The 18,965-nt window shown below is 67.3% G+C and carries 18 protein-coding genes; 14 read left to right on the top strand and 4 right to left on the bottom strand.

What is annotated here, in order from left to right:
• Nucleotides 1-108: 108 nt before the first annotated feature.
• The 7 genes from AC24R4_RS01895 to AC24R4_RS01865 all read left to right on the top strand — a co-directional run bounded on the left by AC24R4_RS01895 (nt 109) and on the right by AC24R4_RS01865 (nt 5,861).
• Nucleotides 109-738 (top strand): BON domain-containing protein, encoded by a 630-nt coding sequence (locus AC24R4_RS01895; protein WP_487522091.1) that lies wholly within the window; start codon nt 109-111, stop codon nt 736-738.
• A gap of 360 nt (nt 739-1,098) precedes the next feature.
• Nucleotides 1,099-2,436 carry a short-chain fatty acid transporter gene (locus AC24R4_RS01890; protein ID WP_400395569.1) on the top strand — a complete coding sequence of 446 codons (1,338 nt, stop codon included), beginning with the start codon at nt 1,099-1,101 and terminating at the stop codon, nt 2,434-2,436.
• Between the two features lie 32 nt (nt 2,437-2,468).
• A complete protein-coding gene (locus tag AC24R4_RS01885; RefSeq protein ID WP_400395566.1) occupies nt 2,469-2,765 on the top strand; it encodes a YciI family protein in 297 nt (98 codons plus the stop codon).
• Nucleotides 2,766-2,798: 33 nt separating this feature from the next.
• Nucleotides 2,799-3,857, top strand: coding sequence for a cyclase family protein (locus AC24R4_RS01880; RefSeq protein ID WP_400395563.1), 1,059 nt, complete (start codon nt 2,799-2,801; stop codon nt 3,855-3,857).
• Nucleotides 3,858-3,901: 44 nt separating this feature from the next.
• Nucleotides 3,902-4,186: a muconolactone Delta-isomerase gene (gene catC / locus AC24R4_RS01875; RefSeq protein WP_153947908.1), complete on the top strand. Its 285-nt coding sequence runs from the start codon at nt 3,902-3,904 to the stop codon at nt 4,184-4,186.
• Between the two features lie 14 nt (nt 4,187-4,200).
• Nucleotides 4,201-4,989, top strand: a complete 789-nt coding sequence (pcaD, locus tag AC24R4_RS01870; protein ID WP_400395560.1) for a 3-oxoadipate enol-lactonase — start codon at nt 4,201-4,203, stop codon at nt 4,987-4,989.
• 563 nt (nt 4,990-5,552) lie between these two features.
• Nucleotides 5,553-5,861 (top strand): YdcF family protein, encoded by a 309-nt coding sequence (locus tag AC24R4_RS01865; RefSeq protein WP_487522090.1) that lies wholly within the window; start codon nt 5,553-5,555, stop codon nt 5,859-5,861.
• On the opposite strand, the gene AC24R4_RS01860 is transcribed toward AC24R4_RS01865, so the two are convergent.
• A complete protein-coding gene (locus AC24R4_RS01860) occupies nt 5,862-7,457 on the bottom strand; it encodes an FMN-binding glutamate synthase family protein (RefSeq protein ID WP_400396759.1) in 1,596 nt (531 codons plus the stop codon). It abuts the gene before it with no gap.
• A 302-nt stretch (nt 7,458-7,759) separates the two neighbouring features.
• On the opposite strand from AC24R4_RS01860, the gene AC24R4_RS01855 reads away from it, so the two are divergent.
• From AC24R4_RS01855 to AC24R4_RS01835, 5 genes are all read left to right on the top strand, one after another.
• Nucleotides 7,760-9,775: a sigma-54-dependent Fis family transcriptional regulator gene (locus tag AC24R4_RS01855; protein ID WP_487522089.1), complete on the top strand. Its 2,016-nt coding sequence runs from the start codon at nt 7,760-7,762 to the stop codon at nt 9,773-9,775.
• Between the two features lie 193 nt (nt 9,776-9,968).
• Nucleotides 9,969-11,012 (top strand): ATP-NAD kinase family protein, encoded by a 1,044-nt coding sequence (locus tag AC24R4_RS01850; RefSeq protein WP_487522088.1) that lies wholly within the window; start codon nt 9,969-9,971, stop codon nt 11,010-11,012.
• 57 nt (nt 11,013-11,069) lie between these two features.
• Nucleotides 11,070-12,068 (top strand): thiamine pyrophosphate-dependent dehydrogenase E1 component subunit alpha, encoded by a 999-nt coding sequence (locus AC24R4_RS01845; RefSeq protein ID WP_487522087.1) that lies wholly within the window; start codon nt 11,070-11,072, stop codon nt 12,066-12,068.
• Between the two features lie 28 nt (nt 12,069-12,096).
• Nucleotides 12,097-13,113, top strand: coding sequence for an alpha-ketoacid dehydrogenase subunit beta (locus AC24R4_RS01840; protein WP_153947901.1), 1,017 nt, complete (start codon nt 12,097-12,099; stop codon nt 13,111-13,113).
• Nucleotides 13,113-14,225, top strand: a complete 1,113-nt coding sequence (locus AC24R4_RS01835; protein WP_487522086.1) for an acetoin dehydrogenase dihydrolipoyllysine-residue acetyltransferase subunit — start codon at nt 13,113-13,115, stop codon at nt 14,223-14,225. The genes AC24R4_RS01840 and AC24R4_RS01835 overlap by 1 nt, the downstream gene beginning before the upstream one ends.
• A 192-nt stretch (nt 14,226-14,417) precedes the next feature.
• Here the strand turns inward: AC24R4_RS01835 and AC24R4_RS01830 are convergent, their stop codons facing one another.
• Nucleotides 14,418-15,176 (bottom strand): SDR family oxidoreductase, encoded by a 759-nt coding sequence (locus AC24R4_RS01830; protein ID WP_487522085.1) that lies wholly within the window; start codon nt 15,174-15,176, stop codon nt 14,418-14,420.
• Nucleotides 15,177-15,346: 170 nt separating this feature from the next.
• Between AC24R4_RS01830 and AC24R4_RS01825 the strand changes: the two genes are divergently transcribed.
• On the top strand, nt 15,347-16,246 hold the full coding sequence (locus AC24R4_RS01825; RefSeq protein ID WP_487522084.1) for a LysR family transcriptional regulator: 900 nt from the start codon (nt 15,347-15,349) through the stop codon (nt 16,244-16,246).
• A gap of 22 nt (nt 16,247-16,268) precedes the next feature.
• On the opposite strand, the gene AC24R4_RS01820 is transcribed toward AC24R4_RS01825, so the two are convergent.
• Nucleotides 16,269-17,384, bottom strand: coding sequence for an NAD(P)H-dependent flavin oxidoreductase (locus tag AC24R4_RS01820; protein ID WP_487522083.1), 1,116 nt, complete (start codon nt 17,382-17,384; stop codon nt 16,269-16,271).
• Nucleotides 17,385-17,398: 14 nt separating this feature from the next.
• The gene (locus tag AC24R4_RS01815; RefSeq protein WP_487522967.1) at nt 17,399-18,295 is read right to left on the bottom strand and encodes a LysR substrate-binding domain-containing protein; all 897 of its coding nucleotides are present in this window, start codon (nt 18,293-18,295) and stop codon (nt 17,399-17,401) included.
• Between the two features lie 212 nt (nt 18,296-18,507).
• Here AC24R4_RS01815 and AC24R4_RS01810 point away from each other — a divergent pair, with 212 nt between their 5' ends.
• Nucleotides 18,508-18,921 (top strand): DUF1801 domain-containing protein, encoded by a 414-nt coding sequence (locus AC24R4_RS01810; protein ID WP_487522082.1) that lies wholly within the window; start codon nt 18,508-18,510, stop codon nt 18,919-18,921.
• Nucleotides 18,922-18,965 lie beyond the last annotated feature (44 nt).

Genomic DNA, 18,965 nt, shown 5'->3' with positions numbered 1-18,965 from the left:
GGCCCGCGCGCGATTCCCGCCGAAAGTTGGGGGATTGTGGCCGGGCAGGCAGCGGAACAGAACTTGCAGGGTGCCAGGGATCGCGGCAGACGCGCTAAGGAGACCCAGATGACACAGAAGCTGAAAAACCCCTGGTTCCGCCCCGGTGTGCTCAATGAAGGCAGCGACTGGGCCGTACACGACCAGACCGAGGACTTTGGCGGCCCGGATTCGTATCCGCGCCCCTGGGCGCGCGGCCCCAGGCCCGACGCCAGCGTGTATGCGTCATCGCATGTCGATCCGGCCGCCTATGGCATTGCGGACGACGACGGCCTGCGCACCGCACCCGGCCGCGCCCGCTGGCATCGCGCGGCGGACGTGAACTGGCAGGACCGGCACGAGGACGGCGCCCTGCGCTATCGGCCCGGCGCCGGGGGCCGTGTGGCCGGCGTGCCCGGCGAGGCCGAGCGCGGCTACGGGGGTGGCTATGGCGGCGGCTACGGCGGGCCGGTGCATCGATCCGAGCCCGTCTGGCCAAAGGGCTATGTCCGATCCGACGAGCGCATTCGCGACGATGTCTGCTCGCGCCTGGCGCACGACGGCCATGTCGACTTGCAGGAGGTGGAGGTCGATGTCGATGGCGGCGTGGTCACGCTGCGCGGCGCGGCCCATGACCGGAGCGAGAAGCATCGCATCGAGGACATCGCCGAGCATGTCATGGGCGTGAAGGACGTGCGCAACGAACTGCGCATTCGCTGAAGCGCGATATGCCTCCGAAGGCCCGGCCATGTGCCGGGCCTTTTCACTGGCCTCGCCGTCGTTGACGGCCCCGCGTTCTGTGCGGATACCGGACATCCACCTTTCTGACCTGAAAGGTGGATGCTGCATCGCAAAACCCCTGTTTCCTCCCGATCCACACCGGACCCCGCGCTATCGGCAAGGGGTCATGTTGCGCTGCGCCGCAACATCGAATTGTTGCGCGTCAGGGAATGAATGGACCGATTCGTTGCCTTGACATTGCTCGATACAAAGTCTTACGCTCCCGGGCACGACTAAAAGACGTTCGCATGTAGAACGCTGGTTCGACATGCGGTCATTTCGACTCTCAGGAGACAAGCCTTGAACAAGGTTGCCGGGTTCTTTACGGAACTGATGCGCCGGTATCTGCCGGACCCCTTCGTGTTTGCCATCGGCCTGACGCTGCTCAGTATGGTCATGGCGATGCTGGTGGAGGGGCAGGGCGCCAGCGCCATCATCACCAACTGGGGCAAGGGTTTCTGGAACCTGCTCTCGTTCACCACGCAGATGGCCGTGATCCTGGCCATGGGCTACGTGCTGGCCACCGCGCCGCTGGTGGACCGCTTCCTGAACGGCATCGTGGCCCGGGTGGCCACGCCGCGTGGCGCGATCATCGTGGCGACGCTGGTGGGCGGCATCGGCAGCTACCTGAACTGGGGCTTCGGCCTGGTGATCGGCGGCATCATCGCGCGCAAGCTGGCCGTGAAGGTCAAGGGCGTGCATTACCCGCTGATCATTGCCTCGGCCTATAGCGGCTTCACGATGTACGGGCTGGGCCTGTCGGCCAGTATCCCGGTGCTGATCTCCACGCCGGGACACCCGATGGAAAAGCTGATGGGCGTCATCGCGCTCAAGGACACCATTTTCTCGGTGCCGATGCTGCTGACCAGCCTGGCCGTGATCGTCACGCTGCCGCTGCTCAACGCCATGCTGCATCCGCGCGATGCCAGGGACGTGGTCGAGATCAAGGAAGAACCGGAGGCACGGGAATCGGCAGCCGGCGGCCATAGCATGGGCATCGAGAACACGCTGGCCGCGCGCATGAACAACAGCCGCCTGCTGAGCCTGCTGATCGGGCTGTGCGGCATGGCCTATGCGGTGCTGTACTTCGTGCAGGGCGGGACGCTGGACCTGAACCTGATCAACTTCCTGATCCTGTTCATCGGCGTGCTGCTGCTGGGCACGCCGGCCAACTACGTGGCCAAGCTCAACGAGGGCATCAAGACGATTTCGGGCATCATCCTGCAATATCCGTTCTACGCGGGCATCATGGCGGTGATGGCGGGCTCGGGGCTGGTGGATACCATCTCGCGCGTGTTCGTCGATATCGCCACGCCGCAGACCCTGCCGTTCTGGGGCCTGGTCAGCAGCTTCGTGATCAACTTCTTTGCCCCGTCCGGCGGCGGACACTGGGTGATCCAGGGCCCGTTCATGGTCGATGCGGCCAAGGCCATCGGCAGTTCGGTGGCGCAGACGTCGATGTCGGTGATGCTGGGCAACGCATGGAACGACCTGGTGCAACCGTTCTGGATCCTGCCGGCGCTGGCGCTCTCGAAGCTCAAGCTCAAGGACGTGATGGGCTACACCGTGATCATGATGTTCTGGGTCGGTGCCATCTACATCGTGGCGATGCTGGCCTGGGGCATGGCCACCCACTGAAGTCTTTGCGCAGTACAACCTGGAGACCTCGCATGCCGTACCTGATCGAAACCTTCGACAAGCCCAATCACCAGCACGTGCGCCAGGCCAACCGGCCCACGCACCTGGATTACCTTGAAGCCAACAAGCGGCTGCTGCTGGCTTGCGGCGCGAAGCTGAACGACGACGGCAGCGATGGCGGCGGCGGGATCTACATCCTCGACGTCGATACGCGCGAGGCGGCCCAGGCCTTTATCGAGGCCGATCCGTTCCACCAGGCCGACCTGTTTGCCGAGGTCAAGATCGTGCGCTGGCGCAAGGCGTACCTGGACGGCGTGCGCCATCTCTGAGCCGATACCTGAGCCGATACCTGAGCCGTCCTCATGAAACGATGGAAGCAACGACCCGAAGGCGCCAACTGGGGCGACTTCGGCGATGACGATCAGCTTGGCCGCCTGAACCTGATCACGGCGGACTGCGTGCGGGCCGCCGCCCAGGAAATCCGCAGCGGCCGTACCTTCTGCCTGTCGCTGCCGCTGGACCTGCCCGGCGGCAACGTGCTGAACCCGCGCCGGCATCCGCCGGTGCTGCGGCCCACGTTCCGCGACGACGTCGCGTACGTCAACTTCCCGCTGGCCAAGGTGGACCCGCGCGCGCTGGACGTGCTCAGCGACGACCAGGTGCTGCTGTCGATGCAGTACTCCACGCAATGGGATTCGCTGGCGCACGTGGGCGCGCTGTTCGATGCCGACGGCGACGGCGTGGCCGAGCGCGTGTACTACAACGGGTTCCGGCCCAATACCGATATCGTCGGCCCGGTGGACTACGCCGAAGCCGACCAATTCGCGGCGCACGCCTGCGGCCACGATCATAGCCACGCCGAGGCGCTGGGCATCGAGACCTTCGCCACGCACGGCATCCAGGCGCGCGGCGTGCTGGTCGACCTGTCGCACCACTACGGCCGCGAATGCCGCACGGTGGGCTACGGCGACCTGATGCGCGTGATCGACGCCGACCGCGTGGAGGTAGGCCGCGGCGACATCCTGGTGCTGCGCACCGGGTTTGCCGAGATGCTCGTGGAGATGGCGGGCCAGCCCGACGCCGCGCTGCTGCACAACAGCTGTTGCGCGCTGGACGGGCGCGACGAGCGCCTGCTGCAGTGGATCACGGACACCGGCATCGCCGCGATTGCCGCGGACAACTACGCGGTGGAACGCTATCCGGCGCGGCCGGTGCCCGACAGCGCCGGCCCGGTGCCGATGCTGCCGCTGCATCACCACTGCCTGTTCAAGCTGGGTTTGCCGCTGGGCGAACTCTGGCACCTGCGCGACCTGGCGGCATATCTGCGTGCCGAAGGCCGCCACCGCTTTTTCCTGTCGGCGCCACCATTGCGGCTGCCCGGCGCGATGGGCTCGCCTGTGACGCCGGTCGCCACCGTCTGATGCCGCCACGCGCCTGTCCCCCCATTAACCAAGAAGGAGCCGCCATGCTGTTCATGGTCGAAATGACTGTCCGTATCCCCCATTCGCTCGATCCGCAGGTGGCGGACAAGATCAAGGCCGACGAAAAGGCCTACTCGCAGCAACTGCAGCGCGACGGCAAGTGGCGTCACCTGTGGCGCGTGGCTGGCCAGTACGCCAACGTGAGCATCTTCGACGTCAAGGACGCCGACGAGCTGCACACGATCCTGACGGCGCTGCCGCTGTATCCGTACATGGAAATGAAGGTCACCGCGCTGGCGCAGCACGGTTCGGCCATCGCCCAGAACTGAGCCGGAGCCCGATCATGCCCTTCGCCGAACTGTCCGCCCCGTCCAGCGTCAAGCTCCACTACCAGCTCGAGGGCGATGCCAGCCTGCCGGTGCTGGTGCTGTCCAACTCGCTGGGCACCAGCTTCGAGATGTGGCAGCCGCAGATGGCTGCACTGACCAGGCATTTCCGGGTGTTGCGCTACGACACGCGCGGCCATGGCCAGTCGGCCGTGACCGAGGGCCCGTACCGCATCGCCCAGCTTGGCGGCGATGTGATCGCGCTGCTCGATCACCTGGGCCTGCAGCGGGTGCATTTCTGCGGCCTGTCGATGGGCGGCATCACGGGCATGTGGCTGGCGCTGCATCACGCCGACCGCCTGCAGAAGCTGGTGCTCTGCAATACGGCCGCGTATATCGGCCCGCCCGAGAACTGGACCAACCGCGCTGCCGCCGTGGAGCGCGATGGCGTGGCGTCGATCGCCGCCGCCGTGGTCGACAAATGGCTGACCCGCGATTTCGCCGCGCAGCAGCCGGAACTGGTCCAGCATCTGCGCGCCATGCTCGGCGCCACCGATGCGCGTGGCTACGCCGCCAATTGCCTGGCCGTGCGCGATGCCGACCTGCGTGCCGACATCGGCCGCATCACCACGCCCACGCTGGTCATTGCCGGCTCGGGCGATATCCCGACGCCGCCCGCCGATGGCCGCTATCTGGCCGACACCATCCCCGGCGCCCAGTACGTCGAACTGTACGCCGCGCACCTATCCAACCTGCAGCAGGTGGACGGGTTCAACCAGGCGGTGGTGAAGTTTCTTGCCAGCTGACAATCGCCAGGCCGCCATTCGGTTGTAGCATCGCCGCCTGACACGGCTTGTGGACGCGGGAATGGCGAATAGATCGAAAGGGTGGCGTACAGCGATGGCGTTGCTGGGCGGCGTGCTGCTTGGCGATGCCCTGATGCTGGCGCTGCGGGGCGTGATGAATTTTGGCGTGGTCGTGCCGGGCGTGCTCGGACTGGCCGCGCTTGCCCTGGCGATGCGCTGGCACGCGGTGGCGCGCTGGCGCCGTACGTATCCGGGCGCGGCGTGGCTGTGGCGCGCCGGCTGGGCGATCCTGATCGTCTGGCTGCTCAGCGTCGCCGTCTTCTTCCGCTTCCTGAGCCATGGCGCCCATGCGCCGACCACGCTCACCGCGCCTGACGCGGCCATGCAGCCGCCGGCGGCCATCCTCGTACTGGGGTCCGGATCGCCCAACTGCGAGGTATCCCCCACGCTGAAGTCTCGCCTCGACACGGGGCTGGCGCTGGCGCGCCAGTGGCCGGCGGTGCCGCTCGTGGTGACCGGCGGCCGCGATTTCAGGGGGGCTCGACTGCACGGAAGCCGGCTTGATGGCCGACTATCTGGTGCGTCATGGCCTGCCGCCGCAACGCGTGCTGCGCGAGGACCGCAGCACCAGCACCGAGGAGAACATGCGTTTCTCGCGCCAGGTGCTGGCACAGCATGGCATCGGCGCCGACGCGCCACTGGCGATGGTGACCAGCGACTTCCACCTGCTGCGCGCCGAGCGCATTGCGCGCAAGGCCGGCTTCGGCGCGGTGTCGGGCGTGGGCGCGCCGACGCCGCTGTACGTGCGCTACAACGCCTGGCTGCGCGAATATTTCGCCTATATCAGCGGCTGGGCGCTGGGCGAGTACTGATCAGACCGGGATGCCGAAATGGTCCGCGCGGGCCATCGGCCAGTACTTTTCCCACAGGCTGAAACGCAGGTTGCCGTTGATCAGGTCGCCCGGCTGCAGGAAATCGAACAGCTCGGACATCGGCTTGACCTCGCTGGGCGACAGACGCCGCACGATATGGTGCGGGGTCAGTTCGCGGGGCGAATGCAGCCCGGCCGCCTGGAGCAGTTCCTGCAGCGCATGCACGGTATGACGATGGAAATTGGCCACGCGCTCGGCCTTGTCCGGCACCACGATGGCGCGCTGGCGGACCGGGTCCTGCGTGGCCACGCCCACGGGGCAGCGGTCGGTGTGGCACTTCTGCGCCTGCACGCAACCCAGCGCGAACATGAAGCCACGGGCCGCATTGCACCAGTCGGCCCCCATCGCCAGCGTGCGGGCAATATCGAACGCGCTGATCAGCTTGCCGCTGGCGCCCACGCGAATCTTGTCGCGCAGGTTGGCGCCGACCAGCGTGTTGTGGACCAGCAGCAGCCCTTCCTGCAGCGGCACGCCGATATGGTCGACAAACTCCAGCGGGGCCGCACCGGTGCCGCCTTCGGCGCCATCGACCACGATGAAGTCCGGCAGGATTCCCGATGCCAGCATCGCCTTGACCACACCAAAGAAATCCCACGGATGGCCGATGCACAGTTTGAAGCCGGTGGGCTTGCCCCCCGACAGGTTACGTAGCCGATCGACGAATTGCAGCAGTTCCAGCGGCGTCGAGAATTCGCTATGGGCGGCGGGCGACACGCAATCGACACCCATCGGCACGCCGCGCGTGGCCGCGATTTCCGGCGTGATCTTGGCGGCTGGCAGCACCCCGCCATGGCCCGGCTTGGCGCCTTGCGACAGCTTGACCTCGATCATCTTGACCTGCGGGTCGGCTGCCTGCCTGGCGAACAGCTCGGGGTCGAAACTGCCATCGGCGCGGCGGCAGCCGAAGTAGCCCGAGCCCAGTTCCCAGATCAAGTCGCCGCCCTCGGCGCGGTGATATGGCGAAATCGAGCCCTCGCCAGTGTCGTGGGCGAACCCGCCGATCTTGGCGCCGCGATTGAGCGAGCGGATGGCGTTGGCCGACAGCGCGCCGAAGCTCATCGCAGAAACATTAAAGACCGAGATGTCGTAAGGCTGGGCGCGATCAGCCCCCACCGTGACGCGGAAATCGGCCGACGCGATTTTCGTCGGGGCCAGCGAGTGGCTGATCCATTCATAGCCCGGGCGCTTGACGTCCGATTCGGTGCCGAACGGACGGCTATCCACCTCGTTCTTGGCGCGCTGGTACACCAGGCTGCGCTGGGCGCGCGAGAAGGGCGCCTCGGACGTATCGTCCTCGATAAAGTACTGGCGGATTTCCGGCCGGATGAGTTCCAGGAAAAAACGCGCGTGACCCCAGATGGGGTAGTTGCGCAGGATGGCGTGGCGGCGCTGGAGCAGGTCGTGGGTGCCCACCAGGCATAGCGCCAGCGGCAGCGCCACCCACCACCACGACACGGCACGCGTGGCCGCCAGAGCGGTCAGGACGATCAGGCCGCAGGCTGACAGGGCCACGGCCCCATAACGACGCTCGAACATGTGAGGGACTCTTTCGGTTTTTGGCAACCCTGGATGATCCCGCGTATAGGGCGGCAAGTGAAGTGCCGGCACGGGAAACGCTGTTTTGAGAATCGGACAACAAAATGCGATTAACCGCCCAGGGATCGCGCTGCACCGGTGGTTGGAAGGGCGGCAAACGGGGGGACAGACAGCGCGGAAATAATGCCATTAACCGCCATAAAGTGATCGCGCGGGCATCTCGCGGCGCGATGCTGCAGCGCCGCGTTTGCGCCGGCAGGGCGGTGGGATACAGTACCCCGCAGACCGATAAGGAGACAGCGATGGACCTGCGGCAACGCGAGCACATCGAAACCGTGGTGCATGCCACCACCTGGCTGCCCCTGCCTGCCGAATCCGCCGCGCCGATCGGGCACGACGCGATGATTCAGAATTCGTGGCGGCGCTGCGTCCATCAGTACGGCCTGGACCCGTCACGCATGCAAGAGGCGCGGATCGTGGAGTCGTCGTGCCTGCGCGAGCACCAGCAGCGCATCGACGACTTCGCACGCATCGCCCGGCACGGGCTGGAATCGCTATATGGCCATGTCGCCGGCCTCGGCTACGTGGTGCTCCTGACCGATGCCCAGGGGGTGACCGTCGACTATATCGGCGATGCCAATACCGACGCCGCGCTGCGTCACGCGGGCCTCTACCTGGGGTCGGAATGGAGCGAAGCCGGCGCGGGCACCTGTGCCGTCGGAACGGCATTGGTCACGGGCGAGGCGCTGACCGTCCATCAGGCCGATCACTTCGATGCCACGCATATCCCGCTGACCTGTACCGCCGCGCCGCTGTTCGACACGCAGGGCCGGCTCAACGCGATTCTTGACATCTCGGCGCTGACGTCGCCCGCGGCCAAGGCCAGCCAGGGCCTGGCGCTGCAGATGGTACGCATCTACGCCGCCCATATCGAAAACGCCAACTTCCTGCGCGTCCATCACCGGGACTGGATTTTGAAGCTCAATGTCGCGCCGGAGTTCGTCGATGTCAGCCCCGAATACCTGCTGGCGCTGGACGCCGCAGGCCGTATTGTCGGCTGCAACAACCGCGCCAGACGCATGCTGGAGGGCGAAAGCCCCGGCACGCCCGTGCTGGGGCAGTCGTTCGAGGCGCTGTTCGATGCCCGGATCGACGATCTGGGGCGCTTCGTCTATTCCCGGCCCAGCGAACAGCGGCTGGTGGCATTGCACCGTAGCGGCGGCCTGCTGTACCTGAGCGTGATGCCGCCCGCGCTGCGCTGGCAGTCGCGACCCGATGCGCAACCCGTGGCGGCACTGCCAGCGGCGCTGGCGGCCTTGAGCGGCGGCGATACGGCCATGCAACAGCAACTGCAACGCGCGGCACGGCTGGTCGATGCGCGCATCCACCTGCTGATTCATGGGGAGACCGGCAGCGGCAAGGAATACTTCGCCAAGGCGCTGCACCAGGCCAGCGCGCGTCGGGCCCAGCCATTCGTGGCGTTCAACTGCGCGGCGATTCCCGAAACGCTGATCGAAAGCGAACTGTTCGGCCACCTGCCCAACAGCTTTTCCGGGGCCGGGGCGCGCGGCAAGCGCGGCCTGATCCAGGAGGCCGATGGCGGCACGCTGTTCCTCGACGAGATTGGCGACATGCCGCGCGACCTGCAATCGCGGCTGCTGCGCGTGCTGGCTGAAGGCGAGGTACTGCCCATCGGCGCCACGCGGCCGGTGCCCGTCAATGTGCGCGTGATCTCGGCCACGCACCACCGGCTGGACCAACTGGTGGAAGCCGGCCAGTTCCGCGAGGATCTCTATTACCGCCTGAACGGCGCGCGCTTCGAGCTGCCCCCGCTGCGCGAGCGGCAGGACATGGACTGGCTGATCGACAAGATGCTGGCCGGTGGCGATGGCGGTCAGGCGGCCGCGCCAGGGCCGCGCAGTCCGCGAACCGTGACACTGGCCGACACCGCGCGCCAGCGGCTGCATGCCCACCGCTGGCCCGGCAATCTGCGCGAGCTGCGCAATGTCATCGAATACGCCTGCGCGATCTGCCACGGTGGCGTGGTCACGCCCGATGACCTGCCCGACGGATTCGGCGCCCCGGCAGGCGCCGCGTTGCCTTCGGCCGAGGCGGAAGCCAAGGCCCGGGCAGTGCCGTCCGAAGCCGCACCCAAAGCCACACCCGAAGCCATGCTGCTGATGCAGTACCTGCGCGCGTCGGGCTGGAACCTGAGCGCGGTGGCGCGGCAGATCGGCATCAGCCGCATGACGCTATACCGGCGCATGGAACGGTACGGCATCGCGTCGCCCAACCGGCGCGATGGCGGCCAGCCGTGACGACTGTCCAGCCCAGGACACCTGTACTGTGACACCTGTCACACCCTGACCCGGCGGAATGGCGTGCGGCCTCCGGGTTATCCCGTGGGGCCGCACGCCATTTCCCGGGGTTTCGGGCCCTGGCATCGCCGCCACGCCCCTGGCACACCCATTGCAAAGTCCCTGTCACGACAAGAGCGACAGGAGACAGGACATGGGCGTACCGCTGGTCGGCATCATCGCCAATCCCGTATCGGCGCGCGATATCCGCCGCGTGATCGCCAACGCCAACAGCCTGCAGCTGGCTGACCGCGTCAATATCGTGCTGCGCCTGCTGGCCGCGCTGGCGGCCTGCGGCATCGACCGCGTGATGATGATGCCGGACCGCGAGGGCCTGCGCGTCATGCTGAACCGGCACCTGACGCGCCACCAGGGGCCCGATGCCCGCCTGCCGGCGGTGGACTTCATCGACATGCCGGTGACCGCGCGCGTCGACGATACGCTGCACGCCGCCCGTCATATGGCCGACGCCGGCGTGTCCGTCATCATCGTGCTGGGCGGCGACGGTACGCACCGCGCCGTGGTGCGCGAATGCGGCGCAGTGCCGATTGCCGGGCTTTCCACCGGCACCAACAACGCCTTCCCAGAAATGCGCGAGCCGACCATCACCGGGCTGGCCGCGGGGCTGTACGCCACCGGGCAGATCCCCGCGGGCCGCGCGCTGGTGTCGAACAAGCGGCTCGATATCGTGATTCGCGATGCCGATGGCGGCTTCCGGCGCGATATTGCCCTGGTCGATGCCGTCATCGCGCACGAGCAGTTCGTCGGCGCCCGTGCGCTATGGCGGGCCGACACGCTGGCCGCTGTCTACGTGGCCTATGCCGATCCGCAGGCAATTGGCCTGTCCGCCATCGCCGGGCTGCTGGAACCGATTGGCCGGCGCGATCCGGGCGGCCTGGCCATCGAGCTGGCACCGGCCGGCGAGGGCGTCTTCGACCTGCTGGCGCCGATTGCGCCGGGCCTGCTCTGCACCGTGCCGATTGCCGGCTGGCACCGCATCGCGCACGCGCGGCCGCACCGTGTGCGCCAGCGCGCCGGCATCGTCGCGCTGGACGGCGAACGCGAGCTGGCGTTCGGGCCGCACGACGAGGTAACCGTCACGCTGCACGACCACGCGTTCCGCAGCATCGACGTGGCGGCCTGCATGCGCTACGCCGCGTGCGAGCAGCTGATGCGCAGCGTGCCGGCGCTGACCTGAGCCGGCCCCCCTTCATCCCACCATCACAAGGCAGTACCACCACCAAAGGAGACGACCATGAGCGCCAGCACTTCGCAGTCAGCGCAGCTGCCCCTCGACAAGGAGACATTGCTGACCGTGTACCGCAAGATGCGGACGATCCGCGATTTCGAGGAACGCCTGCATGTGGATTTCGGCCGGGGGGATATTCCCGGCTTCGTGCACCTCTACGCCGGCGAGGAGGCGGCGGGCGTGGGCATTCTTCACCATCTGCACGATGGCGACCGCATCGCCAGCACGCACCGGGGCCACGGCCACTGCATCGCCAAGGGGGTCGATCCGGTGGCGATGATGAAGGAGATCTACGGCAAGAAGGGCGGTTCGTGCAACGGCAAGGGCGGGTCGATGCATATCGCCGACCTGTCCAAGGGGATGATGGGCGCCAACGGCATCCTGGGCGCGGGCGCGCCGCTGGTCTGCGGCGCGGCGCTGGCGGCCAAGTTTCGCGGCAAGGGCGAGGTCGGCATCACGTTCTGCGGCGACGGGGCGTCGAACCAGGGCACTTTCCTGGAAAGCCTGAACCTGGCGGCGGTGTGGAACCTGCCGGTGATCTTCGTCATCGAGAACAACGGCTACGCGGAATCGACGTCGCGCGACTATGGCACGGCCGTCGACAGCTATGTCGATCGCGCGGCCGGCTTCGGCATCCCGGGCGTGACCGTGGACGGCACCGACTTCTTTGCCGTGCACGAGGCGGCCGGCGAGGTCATCCGGCGTGCGCGCGAAGGGGGCGGCCCGTCGCTGCTGGAATGCAAGATGGTCCGCTTCTACGGTCACTTCGAGGGCGATGCCCAGACCTATCGCGGCGCGGGCGAGCTGGACGATATCCGGGCCAACAAGGACTGCCTGAAGCTGTTCACGCGGGCCGTGACCCAGGCCGGCGTGGTGACGCGCGACGAATTCGATGCCATCGACCGCGAGGTGGCCGCGCTGATCGACCACGCCGTGCAGGAGGCCAAGGCCGCGCCGCTGCCGGGGCCCGAAGACCTGATGACCGATGTCTACGTGAGCTACTAAGCCATTCCAAAACAAAGGAGACAGCATCATGGCCCGCAAACTCAGTATGAAGCTGGCGATCAACGAGGCGATCGACCAGGAAATGACCCGCGATCCGAGCGTGATCATGCTCGGCGAGGATATTGTCGGCGGCGCAGGCGCCGACGGCGAGAAAGACGCCTGGGGCGGTGTGCTCGGCGTGACCAAGGGGCTCTATGCCAGGCACGGCGACCGCCTGCTCGACACGCCGCTGTCCGAATCGGCCTACGTGGGCGCCGCCATCGGCGCCGCCGCCTGTGGCATGCGCCCGATCGCCGAACTGATGTTCATCGACTTCATGGGCGTCTGCTTCGACCAGATCTTCAACCAGGCCGCCAAGTTCCGCTACATGTTCGGCGGCAAGGCCGAAACGCCGGTGGTGATCCGTGCCATGGTCGGCGCCGGCTTCCGCGCGGCCGCGCAGCACAGCCAGATGCTGACGCCGATCTTCACGCATATTCCGGGGCTGAAGGTGGTGTGCCCGTCCACGCCGTACGACACCAAGGGCCTGCTGATCCAGGCCATCCGCGACAACGACCCCGTGATCTTCTGCGAGCACAAGAACCTGTACGGGCTGGAGGGCGATGTGCCCGAGGGCGCCTACGCGATTCCGTTCGGCGAGGCCAATATCGCGCGCGACGGCAAGGACGTGACCATCGTCAGCTATGGCCTGATGGTGCATCGCGCGCTGGAGGCGGCGGCCACGCTGGCCAGGGACGGCATCGAGGCCGAAGTGATCGACCTGCGCACGCTGTCGCCGCTGGACATGGACACCGTGCTCGAATCGGTGGAAAACACCGGCCGCCTGGTGGTGGTGGACGAAGCCAGCCCGCGCTGCAATATCGCCACCGACATCGCCGCCCAGACCGTGCAGCAGGCGTTTGGCGCGCTCAAGGCCGGCATCGAGATGGTCTGCCCGCCGCATACGCCGGTGCCGTTCTCGCCGACGCTCGAAGACCTGTATATCCCCAGCGCAGCCCGCATCGTGGAAGCCGCGCGCAAGACCATGAAGGGAGGCAAGCACTGATGGCCGCAGCAATCACCCCGATCGTGATGCCCAAATGGGGCCTGTCGATGAAGGAAGGCACCATCAATGCCTGGCTGGTCGACACCGGCGCCGAGATTACCGTGGGCATGCCGATCCTCGATGTGGAAACCGACAAGATCGCCAACGCCGTGGAAGCCCCCGACGCCGGCACGCTGCGGCGCAAGGTGGCCGAGGCGGGCGACGTGCTGCCTGTGAAGGCGCTGCTTGGCGTACTCGCACCCGATGAGGTCAGCGATGCGGAAATCGACGCGTATGTCGCCAGCTATGAGACGCCGGCCGACGACGAAGACGAAGACGAGACCGGCCCCGCCTATCAGTTCGTGGAGGTCGACGGCCTGCGCGTCCGCTACGCCCGCAGGGGCCACGGCGCCGAGGCGGTGCTGTTCCTCCACGGCTTTGGCGGAGATATGGACAACTGGCTGTTCAACCTTGATCCGCTGGCGGACACGTACACCGTGGTGGCGCTGGATCTTCCGGGGCACGGACAGACCACGCCCCGCCTGGCTGGCACGACGCTGGCGGAGATGGCCGGCTTCGTGACCCGCTTTCTTGATGCGGTGGACATCGGCCAGGCGCACCTGGTGGGCCATTCGATGGGCGGCGGCATTGCCGCGCAACTGGCCGTGGACGCCCCGCATCGCGTGCTGTCCGTCGCGCTGGTGTCCCCGGTGGGCTTTGGCGACGAGATCAACAACGGCTACACGGAAGGCTTTGTCAACGCGCAGTCGCGCCGGGACCTGAAGCCGGTCATCGAGCTGCTGTTTGCCAACCCCGATCTGGTCAGCCGGCAGATGCTGGACGACCTGCTGCGGTACAAGCGGCTTGACGGCGTGCCCGAGGCACTGGCGGCACTGGGCGCCAGCCTGTTCGCCGATGGCCGCCAGCGCGAGCAGCCGGGCCGGCGCCTGGCCGAGGCGGGCAAACGCACGCTGGTGATCTGGGGCGCCAGGGACCAGGTCGTCCCGCCCGCCCACGCGGAAAACGCCCCGGCTGGCGCCACCGTGACGGTGTTCGACGATGCCGGCCACATGAGCCAGATGGAAAAGGCCGGCGAGGTGAACGGGCTGCTGAGAGGGCACCTGGCGGGGTAGGGTGGGGGCGTTGCTCCCCTCTCCCGCCATGCGGGAGAGGGGCCGGGGGAGAGGGCCAGCGGCCCGGAATGCGACAGGTCGAAGATGGCGCCGCCATGCCCTCTCCCCCACCCCTCTCCCATTACATGGGCGAGGGGAGCGCATAGCGACGGGCGGTGCCAAACCCTGCGCGCTTCACCCACGACAAACTCATCAAATCACCCCTCCATTGACCCGCAGCGTCTGCCCGTTGACCCACGCCCCGTCTGCGCCGGCGAAGAACGCCACGGCGTTAGCGATATCCTCCGGAGTGCCCAGCCGTTCGAGCGGGGCCATCTTTGCCATGCGGTCGATCAGTTCCGGCGACTTGCCGTCTAGGAACAGCTCGGTGGCGGTCGGCCCCGGGGCCACCGAATTGACGGTGATATTGCGGCCGCGCATCTCCTTCATCAGCACGGCGGTCAGGGCTTCCACGGCCGCTTTCGAGGCTGCGTAGACGCCATAGGTCGGCATCAGCAGGCCCACCAGGCTGGACGACAGATTGATGACACGGCCGCCATCGCGCAGGCGGCGTGCCGCCTCGCGCAACGTGTTGAACGTGCCCTTTACGTTGATATGGATGACGCTGTCGAACAGCGCGTCATCGGTCTCGGCCAGCGTGGCGAGCTTCATGATGCCGGCGTTGTTGACCAGCACATCGACGCCACCAAACGCCGCCTCGGCTGCGGTGAACATGCGGGCCACGGCGGCCGGGTCACTGACGTCGGCCTGATGGGTCAGGGCGCGGCCGCCGGCGGCCTCGATGTCCGCGGCCACGGCTTCGGCTTCGCGGGCGCTGCCGGCGTAGTTGACGACGATCGTCAGGCCGTCGGCCGCCAGGCGTCGGGCGATGGCGGCGCCGATGCCGCGCGAGGCGCCGGTCACGATCGCGACGCGGGTCGGTTGGGAGGGGGTTGAGAGGGTGGCGGTCATGACTGGGCTCCGGTCGGTCACGGGTGGTGGGCAACCGCGTCTGGCTGCGGTGTGACTGCACTATGCGCGATAGTCTGGTTTGGATAATCGGTCTAGAATTGCCCGCACTTGTTCTGCTGGGGAAACAATGGTTTCCAAAAGCGTATAAAAAGGCACAGGAAAGGGCGCGGATGGACCGATTCGACGCGATGCGGCTTTACACACGGGTGGTGGAGCGCCGCAGTTTCACGCTGGCGGCCAGCGACATGGAGGTGCCCCGTTCCACGGTGACCAAGGTGATCGCCGACCTGGAAAAGCGCCTGGGCGTGCGGCTGCTACAGCGCACCACGCGCGTGGTGCGGCCCACGCTGGACGGCGAGGCGTATTACCGCCGATGCCTGCGCATCCTGGACGACATCGAGGACGCCGAGGGCGGCTTCAGCGGCGCCGAGCCGCGCGGCATGCTGCGGATCGAGGTCCAGGGCACCCTGGCGCGCCATTTCCTGATGCCAGGCTTTCCCGATTTCCTGAGCCGCTACCCCGAACTGCAGATCACGATGAGCGAAGGCGACCGCTGGGTCGACCTGGTGCAGGAGGGCGTGGACTGCGTGCTGCGCTACGGCAAGCTGCCCGACAGCGAACTGGTGGCCCGTCAGGTGGCCATGCTGGATCGATTGACCTGCGCCACGCCCGCCTACCTGGAACGTTTCGGCACGCCGTCTGACCTAGCATCGCTGGCGGGCCACCGGATGGTGGGCATCCGCCAGATGAGCACGGGCAATGTCACGCCGCTGGAGTTCGAGGTCGGCGACGACCTGAAGCGCCTGTCGCTGCCGTGCCCGCTGGCCGTCACCGGCACCGAAAGCTATCTGGCCGGTATCGAACTGGGCCTTGGCATCGCCCAGGTGCCGCGCTTCCATATCGTCGAACAGCTCCGGCGCGGCTCGCTGGTGGAGATCCTGCGCGACACGCCGCCGCCGTCGCAGCCCGTGTCGCTGCTCTATCCGCGCTCGCGCCAGCTATCGCCACGTGTGCGGGCGTTCCTGGACTGGGCGGCGGGGGAGTTTGCGCGGAGCCGGTTGCTGGCCTGAACGTTCCGCGCCGCACGCATGCTCAGCCCAACACCGCCCGCACGCCGCTCAACTGATCCAATGTCTCGCGCAGCTCGCGCTCCAGCACGGCGACCAGCTCGGCCGAGGGCATCGAGCGCGCCAGCGGCACGGCCTGGCCGGCCCATTGGGCGGCAAACTCGCTGACGCCCTTGGCCTTGGCCGCCGCGTGCAGCGCCTTGCCGGCGTCGTACGTCACGGGATAGTCGGGAATTGCCGGGACGCCGGCGGCGGTGCCCAGCCGTGTGAAGCGGCTGGTGAAACCACGGGCCGCGCGGCCCGAGATGGCGCGGGTCAGCGTGGTCGGGCGCGTTTCGTCGGCGGTCACCGCGGCGCGGTAGGCGGCGTCGGCGGCCGATTCACTGGTGGCGACAAATGCCGTGCCAAGCTGCGCCGCGGCGGCGCCCAGCGCCAGCACGGCGGCGATGCCGGCGCCGTCCATGATGCCGCCAGCCGCGATGACAGGCAGGTTCGTGCGGGCCACCAGCACGCGGGTCAGCGCGAACGTGCCAAGCCCTTCGTCCTCGGCCTCGGTATCGAAGGCGCCGCGATGGCCGCCGGCCTCGAAGCCCTGCGCGACAATGGCGTCGATACCGGCCGCCTCGATCTGCCGCGCTTCCTGCAGCGACGTGGCGCTGGCCAAAAGCACGATGCCGGCCGCCTTCAGCGCATCGATCCATGCCTGCGCCGGCAGGCCGAAATGGAAGCTCACCACGGCCGGCTTCTCTTCCAGCAGCATCTGGTACATCGCGTCATCGACCACAAAGCTCTTGTAGATCTCGCGCAGCGCGCCGGGCGGCGTGGCGCCGAATTCGGCGAAGGCCGAGCCCAGGTATTTCAGCCAGGCCGATTCGCGCTCGGCGTCGGGCTTGGCCGGCACATGGCAGAACACGTTGATGTTGAAGGGCTTCGACGTCAGCGCGCGGGTTTCGCGAATCACCTTGCGTGCGCCCTCGGCGTCCATGGCGCCCACGCCAAGCGAGCCGAGGCCGCCGGCTTCGGATACGGCCGCTGCCATGGCCGGGGTACTGACGCCCGCCATCGGCGCCTGGATGATGGGCAGGCGGATGCCCAGGCGCGACAACAGGTTGCGGGACGGGTTCTGACGATTGGCTTCCATGGCGGAGTTCCTTGTCATGCGGGCTGGCTACGGCGCAGTTCCTGCTCGAATGCGGCGTAGGCGGAGGTGGTGAAAGCGGCGCGGCGAATCAGGTACGTATGCACCTTGCGGACCGGCGCGGTCTGCAGGGCCCCCGTATTGGCCTGCATGGCCAGCAGCGAGCGCGGCACGATGGCCACGGCGGAGCCTGCCGTGACCTGCGCCAGGATGGCGTGGTACGAGGGGAGTTCGATAACGGTGAGATGGCGGCGCACATCGTCGCCCGCCTGTTCGAGCCAGTCCTCGGCGCACCGGCGATAGGTGCAACCGCGCGAGAACGCGGCCAGCTGGCGCAGCGTCACGTCTTCGGGGCGCCGCACCTTCGGATGGGTCGCCGGTAGCACCAGCACGAGGTCCTCGGTGGTCAGGAAAACCCCTTCCAGGCCCGCGCCCATTTCCGATAGGTCGATGTCCGCCGGGTTGCCCGTGCCAGGGTGGGCCACGATCGCGCAGTCCAGCCGGCGTTCCAGCACGCCGTCCGCCAGCGCCTGCGAGGTGCCCGTGCTCAGATTCAGTTCGACGTCGGGCCACGCGGCGTGGAAGCGGCCCAGCGGCCGGGGCAGCAGCGTGGCCGCGGTGCTTTCCATTGACCCCACGCGCAGGCGGCCGCTCGGCGCATCGGCGCGCATGGACTGCCGTGCCTCTTCGGCCAGCGCCAGCAGCTGCTCCGCATAGCCCAGCAGGCGCTGTCCGGCCGGGGTCAGGATCATCTGCTTGTTCGCGCGCTGGAACAGGTCCACGCCGAGGCTTTCCTCAAGCTGCTTCACGCGCGTTGTCACGTTCGACTGCACGCGGTCCAGCAATTTGGCGGCCCGGGTGACGCTCTGTTCGCGCGCTACCGCCCGGAAGATCTCGAGTTCTGCCAGTTCCACACTGTGCGACGACACAACCGTGTCGTTCTCCGTTAGAGAATGAAAGTCTAGCTAGTATTGTGATTGGAGAATGCGTTGTCAAGCGGACGGCGCTGTCCGATTCCGTCATGGTGTGATTTATAGTGATGCCTCGCCGGGGCACCGGGAGCCTTGATGCGGTGCCCGGGCTGGTCGGGGTGCCTCGAACCCATCATTCATCGGGAGACAGCAGCATGAAGAAGTCAGAACCGCAGGCCGGCGTACCGGCCGCCGAGCTGATCGATGCCAGGATTGCGGAGCTTGGCGACTGGCGCGGCGAGATGCTGGCGCAATTGCGGGCCATCGTCCGGGAAGCCGATCCCGACGGGATCGAGGAGTGGAAATGGAGCGTGCCGGTGTGGTCGCACGACGGCATCCTCTGCACGGGCGAGGTCTACAAGGCCACCGTGAAAATGACGTTCGCCAAGGGCGCGTCGCTGGATGATCCCAAGGGACTGTTCAATTCGAGCCTGGACGGCAACGTGCGCCGTGCGATCGACTTCCACCAGGGCGACACCATCAACAAAACCGCCCTGAAGGCCCTGATCCGCGCGGCGGTGGCGCTGAACCAGGCCGCGGCCAAGCCGAAAGCCAGGTCCAGGGCCTGAACCGGCGAGGCCAGGGGCGGCCCTTGGTCGCCCGGCCGATGTCG

This window comes from Cupriavidus sp. CER-90 (assembly GCF_057652055.1).
Note: the sequence above shows the minus strand (reverse complement) of the source record. Positions and strands in the feature narration are given on the sequence as shown.